The organism is Micrococcus antarcticus, from assembly GCF_044872765.1.
GTDB lineage: Bacteria > Actinomycetota > Actinomycetes > Actinomycetales > Micrococcaceae > Micrococcus.
The window spans coordinates 2,253,432-2,278,530 of sequence record NZ_CP085253.1 but is presented as its reverse complement, the minus strand read 5'-3'; the positions used below and the strand labels follow the sequence as shown (position 1 = coordinate 2,278,530).

Genomic DNA, 25,099 nt, shown 5'->3' with positions numbered 1-25,099 from the left:
CGCGCGGCACCGGGCCGGGCACCCTCAGCGCAGGAACAGCGCGCCCAGCCGCCGCGAGGTGAGCCACACGCCCACGGCGGCCATCGCCACGAAGTAGGCGACGTGCCCGAGCGTGCCCCACGTCATCACACCCACCGCGAGCGCGCGCATCATCTCCACGGCGTGCCACAGCGGGAACACCTGGATGACCCCCTGGATGGCCGGCGGATACACGCTGAGCGGGAAGAACGTGGCGGAGAAGAGGAACATCGGCATGAGGACGATCTGGATCCAGTCCATGTGCTGGAACGTCTTCATGAAGCTGGTGACCGCCATGCCCAGGGAGGCGAAGCCGAGCGCCACCAGCAGCGCGCCCGGGATCATGAGCACGGCCGTCCACGACGTGACCAGGCCGGCGACCGTCATGACGATCAGGAACCCGACCGCGTAGATGAGCCCGCGCAGCAGGGCCATGGCGATCTCGCCGACGGCCACGTCCAGCGGCCCCAGCCGGGTGGCGAGCATGGTCTGGTACGTCTTGGCGTAGCGCAGCTTGAAGAACACGTTCCACGTGGAGTCGTAGATCGCGCCGTTCATCGCGGAGACCGCCAGCAGCGCCGGGGCGATGAACATGCCGTACGGGACGGGCGTGCCGTCGGGACCCGTGACGTCGCCGACGAGCGTGCCCAGGCCGATGCCCATCGAGGCCAGGTACAGCACCGGCTCGAAGAAGCCGGAGAAGAACACCACCCAGTTGTTGGACTTCAGGGAGAGGAGGGCCCGCTCCATGACGGCCCGCACGTTCCCCGAGTACATGCCGGACAGCGGGCCGCGGCGCACCGTGATGGGCGGCATGGGCGGCACGGCGTCCGCGGCCGACCCCACCGCCGCGGACGACGACGCGCCGGGCCGGGCGGCCGACGCCGCCTCGGCGGGGCTCGGCCTCCCCCCGAGGCGGGAGGCGGTGCGCGTGCGGGGCACGGCGACGGCGTCGCGATCCGGGGCACCCCGCATCCAGCCGAGCCGGCGCGTGTAGACGCGGACGGCGAGCCACGTGCCGATGCCGGCGAGGGCGAGCAGGACGAGCAGGTGCACGGCCGTGAGCCAGGCGGGCTCGGCCATGCCGTAGGAGAGCACGCGGCCGAGCTGGGCGGCGTGCCACTGCGGGGAGATCCAGCCGATCCACCGCAGCCACACGGGCAGGGCGTCGAGCGGGTAGAACGTGGCCGAGAAGAGGAACAGCGGCATGATCACGAGGCGCTGCAGGGTGGCGAACTGGCCCTTGTCCTCCGTGAGGGACGCCGCGAACGCCATGATCGGCGCGCCCACGGCCAGGCCGCCGAGCGTGGCCGTGAGCACCTGCAGCCAGCCCCACGGGCTCGAGACCACGCCGAAGGCCAGCATGACCGCGAAGAACACGGCCGCCTGGAAGAGGAACCGCAGGCTCACGGCCGCGAGGTGCCCGAGCGCGATCTGCGCCGGGGACAGCGGGGTGGCCTGCGCGGCGTAGTACGTCCTGTGCCACTGGAACCCGCCCATGACGGGGTAGGAGAACTCCACGGAGGCCGTCATCAGGGCGCCCGAGGCCAGCAGCGCGGGGGCGATGAACGCGACGTAGGAGACGCCGCCGAGGGCCTCCTGCGGGGCGCCACCGCCCATGAGCTGGGCGAGCCCGAGGCCCATGGCGAGCAGGTAGAGGAGCGGCTCGCCGAGCGCGCCGACGATCAGGACCGCCCCGTAGCGGCGCATGGTCCGCAACGTGTGCTCGGCGTAGAAGAGCACGCCACGGGCCCGCACGCGCTCGGCGCTCTCGGCCGCGGAGATCGGGGGCCGCAGGGGGCCGGCGGTCGTCGGGGCGGCGGCGGGCGCCGTCGTCGGGGGCGAGTCCGGGGCGGGCGGGGTGGAGGCGGAGGCGGCCACGGCTCAGTCCACCAGGGTGCGGCCGGTGAGGATGAGGAACACGTCCTCGAGGCTCGCGCGGCGGGTGAGGGTGGTGGCGGGGGCGGGCACGGCACCGTCGTCGACGAGTCGCTGGAGCGCGTGCTGGAGGTCGTCCGCGCGCTCGGCGTAGAGGAGGACGCGGTCGGGCAGGACCTCCACGCGGTGCACGACGCCGTCGCCCACATGGGCTTGCAGGGTGCGGGCGGCGGCCTCGTTGCGGTCCGTGCCGAAGCGGGCCTCCAGGACCTCGCGGGAGGCGTGCTCGCGGATGAGCTCCGCGGGCGTGCCGGCGGCCATGATCTCGCCCGCGTCCACCACCACGAGCCGGTCGCACAGCTGCTCCGCCTCGTCCATGTAGTGCGTGGTGAGCAGGAGGGTGGTGCCACGCTCCTTGAGCCGGTAGAGGCGGTCCCACAGGGTGTGGCGGGCCTGGGGGTCCAGGCCCGTGGTGGGCTCGTCCAGGAGGAACAGGGCCGGCTCGTTGACGAGCGCCCGGGCGATCACGAGGCGGCGCTTCATGCCGCCGGAGAGGTCGGCGACCTTGGCGTCGGCCTTCTCGGTGAGCTGGGCGAACTCGAGCAGCTCCTGCGCCTTGGGCTTGAGGTAGGAGTACGGCAGGCCGAAGTAGCGGCCGTAGATGAGGATGTTCTCCCGCGCCGTGAGCTCCTCGTCGAGGTTGTCCTGCTGGGGCACCACGCCCAGGTGCGCACGGACGGCGGGGCCGTCGTCCTCCGGGTCGATGCCCATGATGCTCAGCTCGCCCGCCGTGCGCTGCGACGTGCCGGCGAGCATGCGCATGGTGGTGGACTTGCCCGCGCCGTTGGGGCCGAGCAGGCCGAAGCACTCCCCGGGGCGCACGTCCAGGTCGATGCCCTTCACGGCATGGAACTCGCCGTACTGCTTGCGCAGGCCGCGCGCGCGGATGACGGGGGCGGCGGTTTCGGGCGTGAGGGCGGGGCGCCCGGCGGTCTCGGGCGCGTCAGCGGAGGGAGTGGTGTGGATCACAGGGAGGGATCCTACGCGAGGCCGCCTCCACCACGTTGGCCAGGAGCATGACGCGGGTCATCGGACCGACGCCGCCCGGGTTCGGCGCCATCCAGGACGCCTTCTCCTTCACGGCCGGGTCGACGTCGCCGAGCACGCGGCTCCTCCCGTCCTCGCCGGTCACGCGGGAGACGCCCACGTCCAGGACGATCACGCCGTCCTTCACCTGCTCGGGCTTCACCATGTGCGCGGAGCCGGCGGCGGCGATCACGACGTCGGCCTGCGCCAGCAGCTCGTCCAGGTTCGTGGTGCCCGTGTGGGCCAGCGTCACGGTGGCGTTGACCTCGCGGCGCGTGAGCACCAGTCCCGCGGGACGGCCGATGGTCACGCCGCGGCCGATCACGAGGACGTGCTTGCCCGCGAGCTCCACGCCGTGGTGCTTCAGCAGCTCGACGCACCCGGCGGGGGTGCACGGCAGCGGCGAGTCCAGCTCCCCGCCCACGGAGGCCACGAGGCGCCCGAGGTTCATGGGGTGCAGGCCGTCGGCGTCTTTGTCCGGGTCGATGGCCTCGAGGACCTTCTGCGTGTCCACGTGCTTCGGCAGGGGCAGCTGGACGATGTACCCGGTGCAGGCCGGGTCCTCGTTCAGCTCCCGCACGACCTCGAGGATCTGCTCCTCGGTGGCGTCCGCCGGCAGCTCCTTCTGGATGGACTCGATGCCCACCTCGGCGCAGTCGCGGTGCTTGCCGGCCACGTACTTCTGCGAGCCGGCGTCCTCCCCCACGAGCAGCGTGCCGAGCCCCGGGGTGATCCCTCGCTCGGCGAGGGCCTGCACGCGCCCGCGCAGCTCCTGCTTGATGGCGGCCGCCGTCGCCTTGCCGTCCAGCACCTTCGCGGTCATCGCACGCTCCCCTTCGTCGAAATGCACATCGCCGCGGAACAGTCTCTCGCATCCGGAGACCGCCCCGCGGCGCATGTCAGCGGCCCGTGGCCGATGTCACCAGGACTCGAGGCCCTCGTACAGCGGGAAGTCCTCGGTCAGCTTCACCACGCGGGCGCGCAGCGCCTCCACGTCCGGGCTCGGCGTGAGGGCGGCCGCGATGATCTCGGCGACCTCCCGGAACTCGGCCTCGCCGAACCCGCGGGAGGCCAGGGCCGGGGTGCCGATGCGCAGGCCCGAGGTGGTCATCGGCGGGCGCGGGTCCCACGGCACGGAGTTGCGGTTCACGGTGATGCCGACCTCGTGCAGGATGTCCTCGCCCTGCTTGCCGTCCAGCTGGGACTCGCGCAGGTCCACGAGCACGAGGTGGACGTCCGTGCCGCCGGTGAGCACGGAGATGCCCAGCTCCGCCATGTCCGGGGCGGTGAGTCGCTCGGCGAGGATCTGGGCGCCCTGCAGGGTGCGCTCCTGCTTCTCCTTGAAGTCCGCCGAGCCGGCGATCTTGAACGCCACGGCCTTGCCGGCGATCGCGTGCATGAGCGGCCCGCCCTGCTGGCCGGGGAACACGGCGGAGTCGATCTTCTTCTTGAGCTCCTCCTTGGCGAGGATGAAGCCGGAGCGCGGGCCGGCGAGGGTCTTGTGCACCGTCGAGGTGACGACATCGGCATGCGGGACCGGGTTCGGGTGCAGGCCGGCGGCCACGAGGCCCGCGAAGTGGGCCATGTCCACCCAGAGCTTGGCGCCGACCTCGTCGGCGATCTCGCGGAACGCCGCGAAGTCCAGCTGACGCGGATAGGCGGACCAGCCGGCGACGATCACCTTCGGCTGCGCGGCCTTCGCGGCCTCGCGCACCGTGTCCATGTCGATCCGGTAGGTGTCCGGCTCCACCTCGTACGCGGCGATCTTGTAGTTCTTGCCGGAGAAGTTGATCTTCATGCCGTGGGTGAGGTGGCCGCCATGGGCGAGGGACAGGCCCATCATGGTGTCCCCGTGGTCCAGCAGCGCGGTCATCACGGCCACGTTGGCCTGCGCGCCGGCATGCGGCTGCACGTTGGCGTGCTCGGCGCCGAACAGGTCCTTCGCGCGCTGGATGGCCAGGTTCTCGGCGACGTCCACGAACTCGCAGCCGCCGTAGTAGCGGCGCCCCGGGTAGCCCTCGGCGTACTTGTTGGTCAGCACGGAGCCCTGGGTCTGCAGGATGGCGCGCGGGACGAAGTTCTCCGAGGCGATCATCTCGAGGGTGCCCCGCTGGCGGCCGAGCTCGTCCGCGAGGGCCGCGGCGATCTCCGGATCCACCTCGGAGAGGGGCTGGGTGTTGATGTCGGGCGACTGCGTCACGGGATTTCCCTTCGACTGGGGGCAGCGGGCACCGGAACGGGCCGGTGCCGCCCATCCTAGTGATCCGGCGGACACCGCGCGGCTCCGCCTCCTCCGGACGCGTGCGGAGGCGCGGCGGTGCCGGACGCCCTCGGCCGGACGCGCCCCGACGAGGCGACCCCCGCCACCGTGACCGGTGGCGGGGGTCGCCTCAGGGGTGGGCGGGCACGCCGGCCCCGGGGTCAGCGCTTGCCCCAGCGGCGCTGCTGCGCCTGGGCCAGCTTGTCTTTGAGGGTGGAGGCGGCCTTCTTGGCCAGCGGCACGGCGGAGTCCACGGCCTTCTCCACGATCGGGGCGGCGGTGTGGACCGCCTTCTCGATGAGGGGGGCGGCCTTGTCCTTCAGCGGGGCGGCCTTCTCGGCGAGCGGGGCCGCCTTCTCCTTGAGGGTCTCGGCGGCCCTGCCGAGGATGCCGGACTCGTGCGCGGCCTCGTCCGGGGAGACGGCGACGACCTCGTCGTGGCGGTCCGGGGCGGTGAAGGCCACGCGGCCGGGGACACCGGGGGTGCCGTCCACGACGGGACCGCGCGGAGCGGCCGGGGCCTCCGCCGCGGGGATGGGCGTGGTCGGGTGCGACTCCGCGGTGCCGATCAGGCCGGGGGCCTGGGCGGACGCGCGGGGCGTGGTCGCGGCTGCGGTCGTGGTCGTGGCGGCGGCAGCCGGTGCCACCTGCTCGTCCACGGTCACGCCGGTCCCTCCGGCGACGCCGGCGCTCACGGAGGCCGCGGCGGCACCGGCGGCGGAGATCCCCGCGGCCGAGCCCTGCTTCTCGTCCCGCAGGACCTGCCCGGCCACGGGGGTGACGGGCGTCTGGCTGGAGGACGTCGGCGCGGGGTCGACGGCCGGCGCCAGGACCGGCGGGACCATCGCCTCGGCCGGGGCGTCCTCGGCGTCGTGCTCGGCCGTGACGGCGGGGGCGATGGTCTCGTCCGCAGCGGCGGTCTCAGCAGACTTCACGGCCGGGGCGGGCTTCACCGCGACGGCGGGCTGCGCCGGCTCGGCCTTCACGACGGGCTCGGCGGGCTGCGCCGGCTCGGCCTTCACAACGGGCTCGGCGGGCTTTGCCGGCTCGGCCTTCACAACGGGCTCGGCGGGCTTTGCCGGCTCGGGCAGGTCCACGCCGCCCTGGTTCTCGTCCACCACGACGCCGGTGCCGCCGGCCACGCCCGCCGCGCCGAGGCCGAGGGTGCCCTCGGACGTCGAGGACGCGGAGTCGGTGCGGTCGGTCACGGGCAGCGCGACGGTGGCCGGGGCGGCGGCCGCGGGCTTCGCCACCGCGGAGGTCTCGGCGGCGGGCGCCGCGTCCTCGAGGGCCTCGGCGGCGATCTCGGCGGGAGTCTGCTCCGGCAGCGCCTCGACGGCGGCCGCGAGCGGATCGACGGCCTGCGGGGCGGGGGCGGTCTCGGTGGCCTCGAGCGGGGCCGGCGAGGCGGTGGAGCCGAAGGAGGGCGCGGGCTTCAGGGACGCTGACGGCGCGGGGGCGGACGTCCCAGCGCCCTTCTCGTCGATCGCGGTCGCGTCGAAGGCGCGGAGGGCAGACGCGCCGGCGCCGTCGGCCTTCGAGGCGGTCGCCGTGTCGTCTGCCGGAGCGGCCGTCGCGTCCAGCGAGGAGAGGCGGGTGCGGGACTGCTCGTCCCCGGCGGGGCGCACCGTCGTCGCGGTGGCCTCGGGGCGCGCGGCGGCAGGGCGGACCGGCTCCTCATGGCGGGTCTCCACGACGTCGTCACCGCGCCCGCGGCGGGACATCAGGGTGATCAGGAGGGCGATGGCGATCAGGACGATGATCGCCCCGATGATCCAGTACAGCTGGTCATTCGTCATGAGGGACTCCTCGGTAGCTCGGGGCGGCCGGCCAGCCCGGCGCCACCGTCCGACCCTCACCGGCGAGGCGGTGTGGCGGACCAGCTCTCAGGGTGTCACACTGACCCGCCCCGGGGCCACGATGCGCGGCCCCGTCATGAAGCAGACGGGCACCGACGCGTGGCTAGCATCGGGGCATGGACCCCGCCCTGCCCTCCCCCGCCGCACCGCTCGAGCCTCCGCCCGGGGAGAACCCGTTCGTCCTCACCGTCGCGTGCCCGGACCGCAAGGGGATCGTGCACGCGGTGTCCGGGGCGCTGCTGGGCGCCGGCGCGGACATCGCGGAGTCGCAGCAGTACGGCTCCCCCGACTCGGGCGACTTCTTCCTGCGGGTGCAGTTCACGACGCCGGAGGCGCGCTCCGCCGTCGAGGCCGCTCTGGCCCCGGTGCGCGCCGAGTTCGGGATGCGCGCCCAGCTGTGGGACGCGGGCCGCCGCATGCGCACGCTCGTGATGTGCTCGAAGGACGGGCACACGCTCAACGACCTGCTGTTCCAGCAGCGCGCGGGCAGCCTGCCGATCGAGGTGCCCGTCGTCGTCTCGAACCATCTCGACCTGCAGCCCCTCGCCGCCTTCTACGGCGTGCCCTTCGTGCACGTGCCGATCTCCACGGACCCGGCGAGCCGCTGCACCAAGGCCGCCGCCGAGGCCCGCCTGCGCGAGCTGATCCGCGAGCACGACATCGACCTCGTGGTCCTCGCCCGCTACATGCAGATCCTCTCGGACGAGCTGTGCCGGGACCTCGAGGGCATGGCCATCAACATCCATCACTCGTTCCTGCCCTCGTTCAAGGGGGCGCGGCCCTACCACCAGGCGCACGAGCGCGGCGTGAAGATCATCGGCGCCACGGCCCACTACGTCACCGCCGACCTCGACGAGGGGCCGATCATCGCCCAGTCCGTCCAGCCCGTGACCCACGCCCAGACCGCGGAGGACTTCGTGGAGCGCGGCCGGGACGTGGAGGGCTCCACGCTCGTCCAGGCCGTGCGCTGGCACGCCGAGCACCGCGTGCTGGTGGACGGGAGGCGGACGGTGGTGTTCGCGTGAGGCGGCTCGTCACGCGCCCCTGACGGCGGCCGCCCCGCGTGCGTACGCTCGTGGCATGGCACACATCCTCACCGTCCAGGGCGCCACGCCCCGCATCCACGAGACCGTCTTCCTCGCCCCCACCGCCGCGATCACCGGCGACGTGGAGATGGCCGAGCGCTGCTCCGCGTTCTACGGCGTCTCCGTTCGCGGCGACTCTGCGCCCATCCGCGTCGGCGAGCGCACCAACCTGCAGGACAACGTCGTCCTCCACGCGGACGAGCACGTCCCCTGCACCCTCGGTGCGGGCGTCTCCGTGGGCCACGCCGCCGTGGTGCACGGCGCCACGGTCGGCGACGACTGCCTCATCGGCATGTCCGCCACCGTGATGAACGGCGCCGTGATCGGGGCGGGCACCCTCGTGGCGGCGGGCGCCGTCGTGCTGGAGGGCACGCAGGTGCCGCCGGGCTCCCTCGTGGCCGGCGTCCCCGCCACGGTGCGCCGCCCCCTCACCGACGAGGAGCGCGAGGGACTGAAGGCCAACGCCGCGACGTACCTGGAACTGGCCGCCGCCCACCGCGCCGCGGTCGTGACGGAGGAGATGCCCGGGGAGGAGACCGTCACGCAGTCCTGACCTCCCCCGGAACGCGACGCGGCCCCGACTCGATCGAGTCGGGGCCGCGTCGCGTTCCGGGGGACGCCTCAGGCTCGCGGTGCGGCGTCCCGCTGGGTGGCGAGCTCGATCTGCCGGCGGCGCTCGTCCGCGGCGCGGCGGGTCAGCTCCGCACCGGCCTCCGGATCCCGGGTCAGGTTCTCCCCGGACTCGGGGTCGAACAGGTGCAGGCGGGAGGTGTCCACCCACAGGTCCAGGGGCGTCCCGGGGCGGGCCAGGGACTCCGCGGAGAGCGTGGTCACGACGACGGGGCGCATCTCGTCCGCGTCCAGGTCCTTCGCGAGGTCTGCGAGCACGCCCGCGACCTCGGGGTCCGGCTGGAACTCGATGTAGCCGTACTGCTCGTGGCCCAGCCACTCGAGGTGGGTGAGGGAGGCCCGGAACACGGAGCCCGCCGCCTTCTTGTCCTCGTCCACGAGGGAGGCGTCCTCGAAGAACTCAGGGCGCAGGCCGACGAGGACGAGGTCCCGGCCGGCGGCCGCGCGCGCCTTCGCCTCGGGGATCGGGATGTCGCCGATCGGGGAGGACAGGACGTGCCGTCCGCCCTCGGAGCGCAGAGAGGCGGGCAGGAAGTTCATGGACGGCGAGCCGATGAAGCCGGCCACGAACAGGTTCAGCGGCTGCTCGTAGAGCTCGCGCGGGCTGGCGACCTGCTGGAGCACGCCCTTCTTGAGCACGGCCACGCGGTCGCCGAGCGTCATGGCCTCGGTCTGGTCATGGGTCACGTACACGGAGGTGGTGGCCAGGCGACGCTGCAGCTGGGAGATCTCCGCGCGCATCTGGCCGCGGAGCTTGGCGTCCAGGTTGGAGAGCGGCTCGTCGAAGAGGAACGCGTCCGCCTCGCGGACGATTGCGCGGCCCATGGCCACGCGCTGGCGCTGGCCGCCGGAGAGGTTGCCCGGCTTGCGCTCCAGGTGGTCTGTCAGCTCGAGGACGCGGGCGGCGTCGCGCACCTTGCGGTCGATCTCCTCGTCGGAGGGCTTGCCGTCGCGGACGAGGCGCAGCGGGAACGCGATGTTCTCGTACACCGTCAGGTGGGGGTAGAGCGCGTAGTTCTGGAACACCATCGCGAGGTTGCGGTCCTTGGGGGCCGCCTCGTTCACGCGGCGCCCGCCGATCAGCAGCTCGCCGTCGGTGATGTCCTCGAGGCCCACGATCATGCGCAGGAGCGTGGACTTGCCGGAGCCGGAGGGGCCCACGAGGATGACGAACTCGCCGTCCTCGATGTCGAGGTTCACGTCCGAGATGGCGTGGTAGCCGTCGTCGTAGGTCTTGTCGATGTGGTTCAGGGTGATGGAGGCCATGGGGTGGGTCCTTTCGGGAAGGTCTCGTTCGCGGGCCTCAGCCCTTGACCGCGCCGTTGGTCAGACCGGCGACGATCTGGCGCTGGAAGAGCAGCACCAGGATCACGATCGGGATGGTCACGATGATGGCGGCCGCGGAGATCGCGCCCGTGGGCGACTCGAACTGCGAGGCGCCGGTGAAGAAGGCCAGCGCGGCGGGGACCGTGCGGGCGTCCTCGGTGGAGGTCAGCGAGATGCCGAACACGAAGTCGTTCCACGCGATGAAGAAGGCGATGATCGCCGTCGTGAAGACACCGGGGGCGGCCAGCGGCACGATCACCTTGCGGAAGGCCTCGAGCGGCGTGGCCCCGTCCACCTGAGCGGCCTGGTCCAGCTCCCACGGGATCTGCCGGAAGAACGCGGTCAGGGTCCAGATGGAGATCGGCAGCGTCAGGGACAGGTAGGGGATGATCAGGCCGAGCCAGGTGTCGTAGAGCCCGAGCGTGCGCCACATGTTGAACAGGGGCGTGACGAGCGAGATCACGGGGAACATGGACACCATGAGTGACACGGTGAGCACGAGCTTCTTGCCCGGGAAGTCCAGGCGGGCGATCGCGTAGGCGCACAGCGTGGCCAGGACGACGGCGATCAGGGTGGCGATCACCGTGATGCCGATCGAGTTGCGCAGCGCCGTGAGGAACAGCTCGCGGGAGCCGCCCACGAAGATCTCCTCGTAGTTGACCGTGGACCACTGCGTGGGCAGCAGCTTCCCGTTCGCCAGGTCCGCGGGCGTCTTGAAGCTCGTGGCGAAGATGGAGAACAGCGGGAAGAGGCACCACACGCCGATCACCACGGCGAGGAGCCACCACAGCAGGCTCTGGCGGGCGGCGCCTGGACGGCGGGCGGGGGTGTGGCGGTCGACGGGAGCGGTGGTCAGCTCGGGGTGGTCGGCGGGTTCGACCGACGGGACGGGGACGGCGCTGCTCACTTGGAACCTCCTCGGTCGGCCAGGTCCACCTTGAAGACCTTCATCGCGATGAACGCCATCAGCGCCACGCACAGGAACAGGAGCACGGAGATCGCGGAGCCCATGCCGATCTCGAGCCGTCCGATGGAGGTGCGGTAGGCCAGCAGCGAGAGGACCTCGGTGCCGTAGGCGCCGTTGGTCATGATGTAGATGGAGTCGAAGATGCGGAACGCGTCCATCGCGCGGAACAGCACGGCCACCATGATGGACGCCTTCATGGTCGGCAGGATCACGAGGCGCATGCGCTGCCACCACGAGGCGCCGTCCACGGCGGCTGCCTCGGTGAGGTCGCCCGGCACCTGGGCCAGGCCGGCCAGCAGGAGCAGGGAGATGAACGGCGTGGTCTTCCAGATCTCCGAGAGCATGATCACGGACAGCGCCGTGGAGCCCTGGGCGAACCAGTTCAGGTCCGTGCTGATCCCCGGCACCCAGTCGAACCAGTGGTTGATGAAGCCGGAGTCGATGGAGAACATGTAGAACCACGCGAAGGCGGACACCACGGTGATGATGCCGTAGGGCACCAGGATCATGGTGCGGATCAGTCCGCGGGTGCTCGTGATGGCGTGGTGCATGGCCAGGGCCAGCAGGAAGCCGAGGATCAGCTCCACCACCACGGTGACCAGGGTGATCAGCAGAGTGATCCCGAGGTCCCGCCAGAAGACCGGGTCCGAGAGGATCACGCCGTAGTTGCCGAGCCCCACGAACTCCCGCTCCCCCGGCGCCGTCAAGCGGTAGGTGAACAGCGAGTCGTAGAGCGCCTGCAGGATCGGGTAGAGCACCACGAACAGCATGACGAAGAACGCCGGGCCGGCGAGCATCCAGCCGAGGCGGGCCTCGGACGTCGCGCGAGCGGACTTCCGACGGCGCGGCCGGCGCGACTGCTCCGGTGCGGTGATGGACGTGACAGCGGTGCTCACAGCAGGCGCTCCCCTCGCAGGACTTCCTGGATGAAGGCGTCGGTCTCGGCCGGGGTGACGGCCGGGTCCACGTTCGACGGCGGCGCGTAGCGCTGCTGGATCGCGGTGGACACCTCGTTGTAGTACGGCGTCTGCGGGCGCGGTGCGCCCTGTTCCAGGGACTCCCGGATCGCGGGCGCCATGGGGTACTTCTGGATGACCTCGGGGTCCTCGTAGGCGACAGGGTCGGCCGGCGGGTTGCCGTTGTCCCGGAAGTACTGGGCCTGGTGCTCGGCGGTGGTGATGCACTGGACCGCCTTCCACGCGAGGTCCGCGTGCTCGGACTTCGCGCCCACGCCCAGGTTGATGCCGCCCACGGGCGGGGCGGAGTCCTTCCCCTGCGTCGTCTGGGGGTAGAGGGCCCAGCCGATGTCCTCGGGGAGGTCCTCCGGCAGGGAGCCCTCCTTGACGGAGGCGAGGGTGGCCGGCCACACGAACGGCCAGTTCACCATGAAGGACCCGGACTCGCCCTGGAAGAGCAGCATCGAGGCGTTCTCGTCCTGCGTGGGGAGGCCGGCGCTGCCGAGTCCCTCCTTGCCGATCGTGGAGATGATCTCGGCGGCCTTGCGGCCGGCCTCGGACCCGAAGTTCGTCTGCACCTCGTCCGCGGGCGCGTCGGGGTTGGCGAGGATGTGCTCGCCACCGCCCTCCACGAGGGCGTTGAGCCACACGGTCATCGACTCCCCGCGGGCGCCCTGGACGCCCAGCTCCTTGTCCTGCTCGCGGGCCACCTCGATGAGCTGGTCCCACGTGACGGGCTGGGACATGTCCAGCCCGGCCGCCTCGGCCACCGACTTGCGGTACCACAGCAGCTGCGTGTTGGCCCAGAACGGGACCGTGACGATCTCGTCCTTCCATGTGGCGCCGGCCAACGCACCCTCGAGGGCGTGCTCCCTCGCCTGCTGCTGCAGATCCTCCGGCACGGGGGCCAGGAAGCCGGGCTCCGCGAGCTCGGGGACGAAGGGCGGGTCGAGGGACATGATGTCCATCGAGGTGTCGCCCGCCGCGAGCCGGCGCGTCAGCTGCTCCCGCTGGGAGGCCGCGTCCGTGGGCAGCATGGACGTCTCGACGGCGTACTCGCCGCCGGCCGCGTCCGTGCACTGCTTCGCGATGGCCGCCTGCCCGCCGTCGTCCGGGTTGGTGTACCAGGTGAGGGTGGGCGCCCCCTCCTCGGCCGGGGCGCATCCGGCCAGGATGAGCGCTCCGGCGGTCATCACGGAGGCCATCGTCGCCCCCCGTGAGAGCCGAGCCCGCTGCTGTCTCGTCACTGCAAACCTCGTTCGCTCCGGAAGATGTGACACACACCCTACTCCTCGCGGATGCGCGTGGCCCACCTCACATCAGGCGCCGGCGGCGCGCTTCGTCTTCGCCGTGGGCGACGCCGTCGCGGGGTCCTCAGGCCACGGGTGCTTGGGGTAGCGGCCCCGGTTCTCCGCACGCACGTGGGCGTAGGGTCCCGCCCAGAAGGAGGGCAGGTCCGCGGTGACGGCGAGCGGCCGCCCCGCCGGGGAGAGCAGGTGCAGCACCACGGGCAGCCGGCCGTCCGCCACGGCGGGGCTCTGCGCGGCCCCCAGGAACTCCTGCAGCTTGGCCGCCACCACCGGCGCCGTCTCCTCGTCCGTGGCCGGGTACTCCACGGCCGCCGTCCGCCCGCTGGGGATGGGCAGCCGTTCGGGCGCCAGCTCGTCGAGGCGCCCGGCCTCCGGCCACGGCAGGATCCCGCGCAGCAGCCCGGCGACGTCCACGGAGGCGGCCGAGCGGCCCGCCGCGAGCTCCGCCGCGATCCCGGCCACGAGCGGCCCGAGGTCCGGGAGGGCGGCGGTGGAGAGGTCCGGCCACGGCCGGCCCAGCACCCGGTGCAGGAGGTGGACGCGGCGGCGAAGGCGCTCCCCCGCACCTGGTCCGGCCCCGGGCTCGAAGCGGGCCAGCCCCTCCGCGGCCAGGGCGGCGCGCACGGCGTCCGCGGCCGCGGCGGCGTCGACGCGCGCGGGCCCCTCCGCGAGCGGGATCGCCCCCAGCATCGTCCTGCGGCGGCCCGTGAGCCGTCCGCCCTTCCACGCCGCGTCCGCCTCGTCCCGGAGGAGTGCCGCCGCGGCGTCCTCGGCGATCTCCCGGGTGATCGGGGCGGCCGCGCGGATCACGGCGCCGGTGCCCTCGGCGTCGCCGGCGGCGCGGGAGGCCTCCGCGACGGCGAGCCACGCCGCGCCCCGCAGCTCTCCCCCGCCGCTGCGCGGCAGGGATGCGCGCGTCCCCGAGGCGAGCAGGTAGGCGTCCGTGTCCTCCACCCGCCGCGCCACCCGGCCCGGGGCGCTCAGTGCGACGACGATGCCCGCCGCGTGCGCGGCCCGGCCCCCGTCAGCGCCCCCGTCGGAGGCCCGGCCGGCGCGTCGCCCCGTCTCCCGTCCGCCGCTCGACCCCCGGGTCACGATCCGCTCGAGCCGCTCGGCCTCCCGCCGCCATCGGCCGGACTCGGGGTGGCCCCCGCCCCGCAGCGCGGCGAGCAGCGCCTCGAGGTCGGCGCCGGGCGCGCGCACGTCGAGGGCGAGGAGGGCCACGGCCGCGGCGGCGGCGCGCGCGCCCACGCGGTCCGCGCCGGCCAGGAGCGCGTGGCCGAGCGCCGGGTCCACCGGCAGGCCGGCCAGGACCGTCCCGTGCGCCGTGATGCGGCCGTCCCCGTCCACGGCTCCGAGCTCGGCGAGCGTTCGACGGGCCTCGGCCATCGCGTCGGCGGGCGGGTCCTCGGGCAGCACCACGCCCTCTCCGCCCGGCGCGCCCCACGCCGCGAGCGCGAGCGCCACGGGGGCGAGGTCCACCACGGCCAGGGCCGGCGTCGGGGCGGCGGGGGCGGCGCCGAGGGCCGCGGCACTGTGGCAGCGCACCACCGTGCCGGGGCCGAGGCGGGCGGCGCGGCCTGCCCGCTGGCCGGCGGCCGCGCGGGAGGCCTGCACCGTGACAAGGCCGGTCATGCCGCGGCCGCGGTCCCGCCGGGGCTCGCGCGCCAGCCCGGAGTCGACGACGAGCCGGACCCCCGGGACGGTCAGGGAGGACTCGGCCACCGCCGTCGTGACCACCACGCGGGGGACCTCCGGCCGCGTGCGTCCGGCGAGGGCGGCGTCCTGCTCGGCGGCCTCCTGGCGGCCGTGCAGGGTGTGCACCTCGGTGCCGGGGGCGCGCCGCGTGATGCGCTCGGCCACCGCCTCCACCTCCGCGACGCCGGGGAGGAAGACGAGCGCGTCCACGGTGGGGTCGGCCGCGAGGGCCTCCGCGTGGGAGCGGACGGCGACGTCGGCCACGTGGTCCAGGAAGGCCCGCTCGACGCGGCCGTCCGCGGTGAGGCGCGGGGCGCCGAACGGGGCGTGCTCCTCGCGCAGCGGGTGCAGGACGGCCGGGGTGCGCACCACCGGGACGGCGTCGGCGTCGACGCCCATGCCGGCAGCCCAGCGAGCGGCCAGGGACTCGGCGTCCACCGTGGCGGACATGGCCACGAGCAGCAGCTCGGGACGCAGCTGCCGCAGGTCGGCGAGGAGGGCGAACAGGACGTCCGTGTCCAGGTCGCGCTCGTGGACCTCGTCCAGGATCACGGCGCCGACGCCGTCGAGGCCCGGGTCGGCCAGGAGGCGGCGCAGCAGCAGGCCCGGAGTCACGAACTCGACCGCCGAGCGGCCTCCGCCCACCGACTCGCCGCGCACCGCGTAGCCGACTGCGTCGTCAGGATCGTCTGAGCCGACGGCCATGTGCAGGCGCCGCCATGCGGCGCGCACGGCCACCCGGCGCGGCTGCGTGACCAGGGTGCGCCCACCGCCCTGCCGCGCGAGCCGGACGGCGACGGCGGGCGGCACCACGGTCGTCTTGCCCGTGCCGGGCGGGGCGTGGACCACGGCGGCCCCGTGCGCCTCGAGGGCGGCCTCCAGCTCGGGCAGCACCGCGGTGACCGTGAGGCCGGCCCCGAGCGCATCGAGGGCGGCCGCGATCCGGCCCTGCGGCGTCGCGGGCGGGGCCCCCGGCCGGCGGGAGGCGACGGGGTCCGCGGGCGTGCGGGGGCGGCTGGCGGAGGTGGGCATCACCGTCCATTGTGGCGGCCGCCGCGGACCTGTCCGGCGCGCGGGGCACTGACTAGGCTGAGGCGCATGATGACTCCCGTCCAGGACCACCTCGACCGCCTGACCGCCGCCTTCCCCGGCGACGACGAGGGCAGGGGCGGCCTGGGCGTGGCCGTGACCCTCGTGGACGGGCACCGCTACGTCTCCGGCTCCTCGGCCGCCGTGCCGCTGGCGGCCCTGGCCTCCCCCGTCCTCCACGCCCTCGCCGTGGAGGACCTCGGCGCGGCGGGCGTGGCCGAGCGGGTGGGCGGCACGCCCGTCCCGGAGGACGACTCGCGGCTCGAGGTGGAGGCGGAGACGGGACGCGCGTTCAACCCGCTGCAGAACACGGGCGTGGTGGCCACCGCCGCCCTCGTCAAGGGCCGCGGCGGGCGGGACCGGGCCGGGCGCCTGCTCCAGCTGCTCTCCACCCTCCTGGACCGCGAGGTCAGCGTCACGGAGACGGCCGTCAAGGTGGAGAACCGCGCCCAGCACCAGACGCGCGCCGCCGCGTGGCTGCTGAAGTCCCTGGACGTGCTGGACACGGACCCGGAGCCCCTGCTCGAGGACCTCGCGACCCTGCGCGCCGTGCCCGTGAAGGTCGAGGACCTCGCCCTCGTGGCGGGCACCCTGGCCCACGGCGGCATCCACCCCGTCACCGGGGCCCGCGTGCTGGAGGAGGAGACCGTCCGCGCCGTGCTCTCCGTGCTGGACTCGTGCGGCATGGACACCCGGCAGCCCCTGTGGGCGTACGACGTCGGCCAGCCCGGCTGGGCGTCCACCCGCGGCGGCACGATCATGGTGGTCGTGCCCGGGCACATGGGCCTGGCCCTGCAGGCGCCTGACCTGGACGAGCACCGCGTGTCCGCCGCCGGCATGGCCGCGCTGCGCTGCATCGTGGAGGACTTCGAGCTGCACCCCTCCGTGGTCACCGGCTCGCCCCGGGCCGCCTTCCGCGCCCACTACCGCGTGGACCAGGCACCCTCCGGCGCGGTGCGCAGCGCCCAGGTGCAGGACGCACTGGACGCGTTCGGGGACACAGTGCACGTGCTGGAGCTGGGCGGGCACGTCGGGTTCAGCCAGGTGGACGCGCTCGCCCGCGTGGTGCGCGGCCTCCCGGACGAGCTGGAGACCCTGCTCGTGGACATCCGGTCCGTCAGCACCGTGACCCGCTCCGCCCGCCTGCTCGTGGCGCGGTGGTTCGCCTATGCCCTGGACTCGGGGTTGGACGTGGTGCTCGTGGACCGGGACGAGGCCATGGTGGCGGAGCTGATGGCCGCCGTCGAGGAGTCCGTGGACGTGAGCCTGCCGGATCCCCGCCAGGAGGCCGCGCGGGACCTCGAGTCCGCCCCGGACCGCCCGGAGTTCCTGTTCTTCGACTCCCGCTCCCGGGCCATCCAGTGGGCCGAGCAGCGCCTGCTGGTCCGCCACGCCCCGCAGCTGCTGCCCCACTCGCAGGAGGAGGCCGCGGTGGCGCCCCTGCTGCAGCACCTCTCCGCCGAGGACGCGGGCCTGCTCGAGTCCATGATGGACGAGCGCGTGTACACGGACGGGCAGATCATCCGCCGCGCGGGCCAGCCCTTCGGCGGCATCTACGTGATCACGTCCGGCCGCGTGGAGCTCACGGGGCAGGGCACGGGCGGGCGGCGCACCCGCAGGACCGTGCTCACCCCGGGGATGACCTTCGGCGAGATGGCGCTCGGCCAGTCCGGCCGCCAGCCCTCCACGGTGCGCGCCCGTGGCGACGTCACCGCCCGGGTCCTGACCGCGCACGTGATGTACGCCCTGCAGGAGGGGTCCCCGCAGCTGGCCATCAAGCTGTGGGAGGCGCTGGCGCGCGACGCCTTCACTGCCCTGGGCCAGCTCATCCGCGAGACGGGCGCCCTGCAGGACTGAGGGCCGACGGGCTCGGCGCGGCCGTGGCGTGGCGACCGCACTGCGCGGCGACCGCGGCGGGCGACTCAGCGCCCGAGCACGTGGCGCAGCGCGCCCTCCAGCTCGTCGTCCCGCATCGCATAGCCCGAGTCCACGAGTCGCCCGGCCTCCACCTTCTGGTCCGCGCGGACGGTCTCCGCGTCCCCCTCCGCGCCGAGCAGGAGCCGCGGCCCGAAGGCGGGCACCGGCAGCACGGACGGACGGTGCAGCACGCGGCCCAGCACGGTGGCGAACTCCTTGGCCGTGACGGGCTCGGGGGCGACGGCGTTGAGCGGCCCGGCCACGTCGTCGTCGAGCACCGCGTGAGCGAAGGCCCCGGCGACGTCGTCGACCCCCACCCAGCTGACCCACGGGCTCCCGTCGTGGCTCTCGCCGCCGGAGGTGGCCATGGGGCCGCCGAGCCCGGCGAGGAAGAGCGGCAGCACCTGCTGGAGCATGCCGCCGGCGGGGCTGAGCACCACGCCCACCCGCACGCGGGCCACCCGGGCGCCGAAGGCCTCGGCCCGCACGGCCTCGGCCTCCCAGTCCGCGCAGACCTCCGCGAGGAAGTCGTCGCCGGGCTCGAGCTCCTCCCCGAGCCCCGCGCCGAACGGGCCGGTGCCGGCGTGCGCGCCGTAGTAGCCGATGGCCGAGCAGTTCACGAGCGCGGGAACCCGGGGCAGGCGCCCCATCGCGTCGACGAGGGTGCGCGTGCCGCGCACACGGGAGTCGTGCACGGCCTCCTTGTGCGCGTCCGTGAAGCGGCCGGCGATCGGCTCCCCCGCGAGGTTGACGATCACGTCCACCTGGGCGAGCGCGGACTCGTCCACCCGCTCGCGCGACGGGTCCCACAGGGCGGCGTCCGGGGCCGCAGCCTGCTCCGGGCTGCGCACGAGGCGGATCACGCGGTGCCCGCCGCTCATGAGCAGCGCGGTCAGCTGGGCGCCGATCAGCCCGGACGCCCCGGTGACCGCCACAGTGCGCGCGGGCCCGCCGGTGAGCGGGCCGGGGTGTGCGGCGTGGAAGGCGAGGTCGTCGGCCATCACGCGCGCGCGGTAGGCGAACTGGCGGCGCAGCTCGGCCTCGAAGCCGCGGCCGGCCCATGCGGCCGCGGTGCCGCCGATGCCGGGCACACGGCCCAGCAGCCCCTCCCCCGGCAGCACGTACTCGATGCGGTCCAGCACCACCGTGCCCGGGGTGCCGGCGGCCGTGTCCGCCTCGCCGGGGGCTGCGTCCTCCAGGGTGTGCGTGTGCGTCCAGGAGCGCAGGGGGCCCGAGACCATCTCGTCCCGGAACATCCGGCCCTCCTCGTACGCCGTGTGCCGCGCGTGCCACGGCACCTTGGGCGTGGCAGCCGCCGGGATGCGGGAGGACACGGCGTCCGGCAGCATGCCGGCCAGCAGGCCCCGGGAGGTGTCCGCGAGCAGTCCGAGCGAGCCCGGCGGGCTGATGCGCAGTCGGGTCTCCGAGCCGACCGCCAGGCCGTTCGTGGGCCCGTGCACGAGTTCGGAGGCGAACGGCGGGTTCATGCGCTGGAGCGCCCCGGGGTTGGCCAGCCAGCGGAACACGACGTCGCGGGGGTGGCGCAGGAGGGTGCGGTGCTCGAACACGTGGGTCTCGGTCATGCCCTCACCCTGGCACACCGGAGCGGGGCGCGCCCGGGCTGACGGACAATGGGGGCATGGACTTCGCCCCCGAGCTGCGCTGGACCGCCGCCGCCCTCCCCGACACGGGCCTAAACCTCGTGGCCGTGTACTCCCCCGAGGACCACACCGTGCGGGCCTCCGGGGTGGCCGTCCCCGAGGACGGCGAGCCGCACGCCGCGGCGATCGGCCGACTCCTGCTGACGCTGATGGACCGACTGGCCGTGCTGGACCCGCCGACGGCGGACCGCGAGATGCACCCGCTGCCGGTCGAGCCCCGTGCGGGCGTGGCGCAGCCCGTGGCCGATGCGCTCGGGGCGTATGCGGCCGGCGACGTCGCCGCGCTCGACGCCCTTGCGGTGACGCAGCCGGGCACCGCCTTCCGCCAGGCCGCGTGGGCGGCGCTGCGGGGGATCACGCCCGGCGCGCCCGTCTCGTACACGGAGCTGGCCCAGCGCGCCGGGTCGCCGCGAGCCGTGCGTGCCGCCGGCGGGGCGTGCGCCGCGAACCTGGTGGCCGTCGTCGTGCCGTGCCACCGCGTGGTGCCGACCTCAGGCGGGGTCGGACAGTACCTGTACGGCCCCGCCGCCAAGCGGGCGCTGCTGGAGCACGAGGCGCGGCACGTGGCCTGACCCCCGGGCGCACGAGGGCCCCGGCACCATGACGGTGCCGGGGCCCTCGTGTTGTCCCGCCCCCTGAGGGGACGCCGGTCTCCGTGGATCAGACGGACAGCTTGTCCATGATCGCGTTCAGCGTGGCAGAGGGACGCATGACGTCGACGACCTTGTCCATGGACGGCGCGTAGTAGCCCTCGATGTCCACGGGCTTGCCCTGCACACCGTTGAGCTCGGAGACGATCTTCTCCTCGTTCGCGGCGAGCTCCTCGGCGATCGGCGTCACGGCGTCGGCCAGGGCCTGGTCCTCGGTCTGCTTCGCCAGCTCCTGCGCCCAGTACAGGGCCAGGTAGAAGTGCGAGCCGCGGTTGTCGAGCTGCCCGGCCTTGCGCTCGGGGGACTTGCCCTCGATCAGCAGGGTGCCGGTGGCGGCGTCGAGCGTGTCGGCGAGCACCTGGGCGCGGGCGTTGCCGTTCGTCGTCGCCTCGTGCTCGAAGGACACGGCCAGCGCGAGGAACTCGCCGAGGGAGTCCCAGCGCAGGTGGTTCTCCTCGACGAGCTGCTGCACGTGCTTCGGGGCGGAGCCGCCGGCGCCGGTCTCGAACAGGCCGCCGCCGTTGAGCAGCGGGACCACGGAGAGCATCTTGGCGGAGGTGCCCAGCTCGAGGATCGGGAACAGGTCCGTGTTGTAGTCACGGAGCACGTTGCCGGTCACGGAGATGGTGTCCTCGCCGCGGCGGATGCGCTCGATGGAGAACTTCGTGGCCTCCACCGGGGACATGATGCGGATGTCCAGGCCCTCGGTGTCGTGGTCCTTGAGATACTCCTCGACCTTCGTGATGAGCTCGCGGTCGTGGGCGCGGGACTCGTCCAGCCAGAATACGGCGGGGGTCTGGGAGGCGCGGGCGCGGGTCACGGCCAGCTTCACCCAGTCGCGCACCGCGACGTCCTTGGTCTGGCAGGCGCGCCAGATGTCGCCCTCGCCGACCTCATGGGAGGTCAGGGTCTCCCCGGCCGCGTTCTTCACGGCGACGGTGCCCGCTGCGTCCATGACGAACGTCTTGTCGTGCGAGCCGTACTCCTCGGCCTTCTGCGCCATGAGGCCGACGTTCGGCACGGTGCCCATGGTGGTCGGGTCGAAGGCGCCGTTGGCCTTGCAGTCCTCGACGACGGCCTGGTAGATGCCGGCATAGGAGGAGTCCGGGAGCACCGCGAGGGTGTCGCGCTCGGCGCCGTCCTTGTCCCACATGTGGCCCGAGGTGCGGATCATGGCCGGCATGGAGGCGTCCACGATCACGTCGGAGGGCACGTGCAGATTGGTGATGCCCTTGTCCGAGTTCACCATCGCCACGTCCGGGCCGTTCTCGTAGGCCTCGGCGATGGCCTTGCGCACGCCCTCGGCGGTCTCGGCGTCGAGCTTGTCCAGCCCGCCCTCGATGGCGGCGAGGCCGTTGTTCGGGTCCAGGCCCGCGGCGGCCAGCTGGTCGCCGTACTGCGCGAACAGGTCCGCGAAGTAGGCCTTCACGACGTGGCCGAAGATCACCGGGTCGGACACCTTCATCATGGTGGCCTTCAGGTGGGCGGAGAAGAGGATGCCCTCCTCCTTCGCGCGCGCCACCTGCTCGGCGAGGAACGCGTCCAGCGCCTTCGCGGACATGAACGTGCCGTCGACGACCTCGCCCTCGAGGACCTTCAGGCCCTCCTTGAGGACCTCGACGGACCCGTCGGCGCCCGTGAACTCGATGCTCAGCGTGTCGTCCGCCGGCATGGTCACGGACTTCTCGTTCGCGCGGAAGTCGTCCGCGCCCATCGTGGCGACGGCGGTCTTGGAGTCCGCGGACCACGCGCCCATCGAGTGGGGGAACTTCTTGGCGTAGTTCTTCACGGCCTTGGGCGCGCGACGGTCCGAGTTGCCCTCGCGCAGCACCGGGTTCACGGCGGAGCCCTTGACGGAGTCGTAGCGCTTGCGGGCGTCCTTCTCCTCGTCGGTCTGCGGGTCGTCGAGGTAGTCCGGCAGGGCGTAGCCGTCTGCCTGGAGCTCCTTGACCGCTGCGCGCAGCTGCGGCACGGAGGCGGAGATGTTCGGGAGCTTGATGACGTTGGCCTCGGGGGTCTTCACGAGCTCGCCGAGCTCGGCGAGGGCGTCGTCGACGCGCTGGTCCTCGGGGAGGACGTCCTTGAAGGCGGCGAGGATGCGGCCGGCCAGGGAGATGTCCCGGGTCTCGATCTCAACGCCGGCGGTGCCCGCGTAGGCGCGCACGATCGGCAGCAGGGAGGCGGTCGCCAGCATGGGCGCCTCGTCGGTGAGCGTGTAGATGATCTTCGACATGCGGATCTCTCCATTCTGGCCGCGCTCGGGGGCACGTCCGTGGTCGGCATGGGACGGGTGTCTCACCGCCAATCTACCCGGCGGGTCGCACGCGTCACAGCGTGTGGACGCGCGCGACGCCGGCGGGCACGCCCCGGCTGCGCGCTGTCAGCGGGGCTCGGGACCCTGCCGGTCCGGACCCTGCGACGAGTACCAGCCCGGCCTCCTGTCCGCCGATGCCGGCGGCGCGGCCGGGGAGCGGGCGCCGAGGCCGTCGTCCACGCCGGCCTCGCCGCCGGGGAGCGTGCCCGACGCGGCCCTCGAGCCTCGGAACGCCGCCCCGAGGCGCGCGGCGTGATCGATCTGCTCCTGCGCTGCCCGGCGCCGGCGCTCCGCCGCCGCGAAGGACTGCCACGCTCCGACGGCCATGAAGGCGGCGAAGGCGAGGCCCATCAGCCCGAAGAAGGAGCCGAGGGCGGAGAGCGCGGCGGCCAGGGCGACGGCGACCAGGCCGAGGCCCAGCGCCGCGTGGCCGGCCCATGGACGCCCGACGGCACGCCGCTTCCCCGCCGCGGCCAGAGGGAGCCGGGCGATGGCGCCCACCACCATGCACGCGAGCAGCCCTGCCCAGCCGCTGCCGATCAGCACCTCGGTCATCATTCCGTCCCCCATCATGCGCCCAGACTAGACACCGCCGGGGGCGGACGCCATGGTCAGCCGTGGAAGAAGTGCCGCGCCCCGGTGAGGTACATCGTGATCCCGGCCGCCTCGGCCGCGGCCACGACCTCCTCGTCCCGCACGGAGCCGCCGGGCTGGACGACGGCCTCGACGCCGGCGTCGATCAGGATCTGCAGACCGTCCGCGAAGGGGAAGAACGCGTCCGAGGCCGCCACGGCGCCGCGGGCCCGCTCAGGGGCGCCGGTGCCGGAGACGTTCTCCGCGCCGCCCGCCGTCGTGATCTCCTTGACCACGTCCTGGCCGCCGGTCTGCGCCGCGCCGAGCGTGTTGGCGCGCTCCACGGCCAGGCGGCACGAGTCGAGGCGGTTGACCTGGCCCATGCCGACGCCCACGGTGGCACCGTCGGAGGCCAGCAGCACGGCGTTCGACTTGGCGGCGCGCACCGCGCGCCACGCGAAGGCGAGGTCGGCCAGCGTGGCCTCGTCGGCGGCGGGACCGGCGGCGCGGGTCCAGGTCGCCGGGTCGTCGCCCTCGGCGTCCACGGCGTCCGCGACCTGCAGCAGCATGCCGCCGGAGACCTGCTTGGCCTCCACGGAGTCGTGGGCGAAGCCCGCCGGCAGGCTCAGCAGGCGCAGGTTCTTCTTCGCGGAGAGGATCTCCACGGCCTCGACGTCGAAGGACGGCGCCACCACGACCTCCGTGAACACGTCCTTGACCTGCTGCGCCATGGCGGCGGTGACGGGGCGGTTGGCCGCGATCACGCCGCCGAACGCGGAGACGGGGTCGCACGCGTGCGCCTTGGCATGCGCCACGGCCACGTCCTCGCCCTCGCCCGCCACGGCCACGCCGCACGGGTTGGCGTGCTTGACGATCGCCACGGCGGGGGCCTTGTGGTCGAAGGCGGCGCGCACGGCGGCGTCCGCGTCCACGTAGTTGTTGTAGCTCATGGCCTTGCCGTGCAGCAGCTCCGCCTGCGCGATGCCCGGGGTGGCCGCGTGGTCCACGTAGAGCGCGGCCGGCTGGTGCGGGTTCTCGCCGTAGCGCAGGCTCGCGGCGCGCTCGAGGGAGAAGCCGGCGTAGGGCGGGAACACGGGGGTCTCGTCCGCGTCCTCGTCGCCGAAGTGGGACGCGGTCCAGGCGGCCACCGCGTTGTCGTAGGCGGCGGTGTGCGCGAAGGCCAGCGAGGCCAGGCGCCTGCGGGTGCGCAGGTCGAAGCCGCCGGACTGGGCCGCGGCCACGACGTCCCCGTAGCGCGCCGGGTCGACGACGATCGCCACGGAGGCGTGGTTCTTCGCCGCGGCGCGGACCATGGAGGGGCCGCCGATGTCGATCTGCTCGACGACGGCGTCCTCCCCGGCGCCCGACTTCACGGTGTCCACGAAGGGGTAGAGGTTCACCACCACGAGGTCGAAGGGCTCCACCTCGAGGTCGCGCAGCTGCGCCACGTGGTCCTCCCGGCGGCGGTCCGCGAGGATGCCGGCGTGCACACGCGGGTGCAGGGTCTTCACGCGGCCGTCCAGGCACTCCTGGAACCCGGTGACGTCGGCGACCTCCGTGACCGGGACACCGGCGCCGGCGATGCGCTGCGCTGTCGAGCCCGTGGAGACGATCTGCACGCCCGCGGCGTGCAGGCCCGCGGCCAGCTCCTCCAGCCCGGTCTTGTCATAGACGGAGATCAGCGCGCGCTTGAGCGGGACCGTGTCCAGGACGGTGGGGGCGGACTGGGCTGAGGTCACGGGGGACTCTCCTTCGGTGGGGGGATGCGGTGCGGGGCCGCCACCCAGTCTAGGACCGCGCATAATGGCCCTACACCCGTCCC

At 73.7% G+C, this 25,099-nt stretch carries 18 protein-coding genes; 4 read left to right on the top strand and 14 right to left on the bottom strand.

Going from position 1 to position 25,099, the window contains the following annotated elements:
- Positions 1-24 precede the first annotated feature (24 nt).
- The 5 genes from LG274_RS10620 to LG274_RS10600 all read right to left on the bottom strand — a co-directional run bounded on the left by LG274_RS10620 (position 25) and on the right by LG274_RS10600 (position 7,041).
- Complete coding sequence (locus tag LG274_RS10620; RefSeq protein ID WP_404464384.1) at positions 25-1,899, bottom strand: ABC transporter permease; 1,875 nt, start codon at positions 1,897-1,899, stop codon at positions 25-27.
- Positions 1,900-1,902: 3 nt separating this feature from the next.
- On the bottom strand, positions 1,903-2,844 hold the full coding sequence (locus LG274_RS10615) for an ABC transporter ATP-binding protein (RefSeq protein ID WP_343282415.1): 942 nt from the start codon (positions 2,842-2,844) through the stop codon (positions 1,903-1,905).
- A 55-nt stretch (positions 2,845-2,899) separates the two neighbouring features.
- Positions 2,900-3,805, bottom strand: a complete 906-nt coding sequence (locus LG274_RS10610; RefSeq protein ID WP_298985592.1) for a bifunctional methylenetetrahydrofolate dehydrogenase/methenyltetrahydrofolate cyclohydrolase — start codon at positions 3,803-3,805, stop codon at positions 2,900-2,902.
- Positions 3,806-3,901: 96 nt separating this feature from the next.
- Complete coding sequence (glyA, locus tag LG274_RS10605) at positions 3,902-5,182, bottom strand: serine hydroxymethyltransferase (RefSeq protein WP_404464381.1); 1,281 nt, start codon at positions 5,180-5,182, stop codon at positions 3,902-3,904.
- A gap of 221 nt (positions 5,183-5,403) precedes the next feature.
- On the bottom strand, positions 5,404-7,041 hold the full coding sequence (locus LG274_RS10600) for a hypothetical protein (RefSeq protein ID WP_404464379.1): 1,638 nt from the start codon (positions 7,039-7,041) through the stop codon (positions 5,404-5,406).
- 176 nt (positions 7,042-7,217) lie between these two features.
- On the opposite strand from LG274_RS10600, the gene purU reads away from it, so the two are divergent.
- Both purU and LG274_RS10590 read left to right on the top strand, forming a co-directional pair.
- A complete protein-coding gene (purU, locus tag LG274_RS10595) occupies positions 7,218-8,126 on the top strand; it encodes a formyltetrahydrofolate deformylase (protein ID WP_404464377.1) in 909 nt (302 codons plus the stop codon).
- Positions 8,127-8,181: 55 nt separating this feature from the next.
- Entirely contained in the window at positions 8,182-8,739 is a 558-nt protein-coding gene (locus LG274_RS10590) for a gamma carbonic anhydrase family protein (protein ID WP_248115394.1), read from the top strand.
- 68 nt (positions 8,740-8,807) lie between these two features.
- Here the strand turns inward: LG274_RS10590 and LG274_RS10585 are convergent, their stop codons facing one another.
- From LG274_RS10585 to LG274_RS10565, 5 genes are all read right to left on the bottom strand, one after another.
- Positions 8,808-10,082 carry an ABC transporter ATP-binding protein gene (locus LG274_RS10585; protein WP_248115393.1) on the bottom strand — a complete coding sequence of 425 codons (1,275 nt, stop codon included), beginning with the start codon at positions 10,080-10,082 and terminating at the stop codon, positions 8,808-8,810.
- Positions 10,083-10,119: 37 nt separating this feature from the next.
- Entirely contained in the window at positions 10,120-10,935 is an 816-nt protein-coding gene (locus tag LG274_RS10580; protein WP_248115500.1) for a carbohydrate ABC transporter permease, read from the bottom strand.
- Positions 10,936-11,045: 110 nt separating this feature from the next.
- On the bottom strand, positions 11,046-12,005 hold the full coding sequence (locus tag LG274_RS10575; protein WP_248115392.1) for a carbohydrate ABC transporter permease: 960 nt from the start codon (positions 12,003-12,005) through the stop codon (positions 11,046-11,048).
- Entirely contained in the window at positions 12,002-13,258 is a 1,257-nt protein-coding gene (locus LG274_RS10570; RefSeq protein ID WP_404466066.1) for an extracellular solute-binding protein, read from the bottom strand. Before LG274_RS10570 ends, LG274_RS10575 begins: the two co-directional genes overlap by 4 nt.
- A gap of 126 nt (positions 13,259-13,384) precedes the next feature.
- Positions 13,385-16,105: an ATP-dependent helicase C-terminal domain-containing protein gene (locus tag LG274_RS10565; protein ID WP_404464374.1), complete on the bottom strand. Its 2,721-nt coding sequence runs from the start codon at positions 16,103-16,105 to the stop codon at positions 13,385-13,387.
- A gap of 66 nt (positions 16,106-16,171) precedes the next feature.
- Between LG274_RS10565 and LG274_RS10560 the strand changes: the two genes are divergently transcribed.
- Complete coding sequence (locus tag LG274_RS10560) at positions 16,172-18,019, top strand: glutaminase (protein WP_404464372.1); 1,848 nt, start codon at positions 16,172-16,174, stop codon at positions 18,017-18,019.
- Positions 18,020-18,084: 65 nt separating this feature from the next.
- Here the strand turns inward: LG274_RS10560 and LG274_RS10555 are convergent, their stop codons facing one another.
- Complete coding sequence (locus LG274_RS10555; RefSeq protein ID WP_404464370.1) at positions 18,085-19,662, bottom strand: TIGR01777 family oxidoreductase; 1,578 nt, start codon at positions 19,660-19,662, stop codon at positions 18,085-18,087.
- 56 nt (positions 19,663-19,718) lie between these two features.
- On the opposite strand from LG274_RS10555, the gene LG274_RS10550 reads away from it, so the two are divergent.
- On the top strand, positions 19,719-20,312 hold the full coding sequence (locus LG274_RS10550; protein ID WP_298987803.1) for a methylated-DNA--[protein]-cysteine S-methyltransferase: 594 nt from the start codon (positions 19,719-19,721) through the stop codon (positions 20,310-20,312).
- A gap of 88 nt (positions 20,313-20,400) precedes the next feature.
- Here the strand turns inward: LG274_RS10550 and LG274_RS10545 are convergent, their stop codons facing one another.
- From LG274_RS10545 to purH, 3 genes are all read right to left on the bottom strand, one after another.
- Entirely contained in the window at positions 20,401-22,623 is a 2,223-nt protein-coding gene (locus LG274_RS10545) for an NADP-dependent isocitrate dehydrogenase (RefSeq protein ID WP_404464368.1), read from the bottom strand.
- A gap of 147 nt (positions 22,624-22,770) precedes the next feature.
- Entirely contained in the window at positions 22,771-23,277 is a 507-nt protein-coding gene (locus LG274_RS10540; protein WP_404464366.1) for a hypothetical protein, read from the bottom strand.
- A gap of 38 nt (positions 23,278-23,315) precedes the next feature.
- Entirely contained in the window at positions 23,316-25,016 is a 1,701-nt protein-coding gene (gene purH, locus LG274_RS10535) for a bifunctional phosphoribosylaminoimidazolecarboxamide formyltransferase/IMP cyclohydrolase (RefSeq protein ID WP_298987797.1), read from the bottom strand.
- Positions 25,017-25,099: the final 83 nt, after the last annotated feature.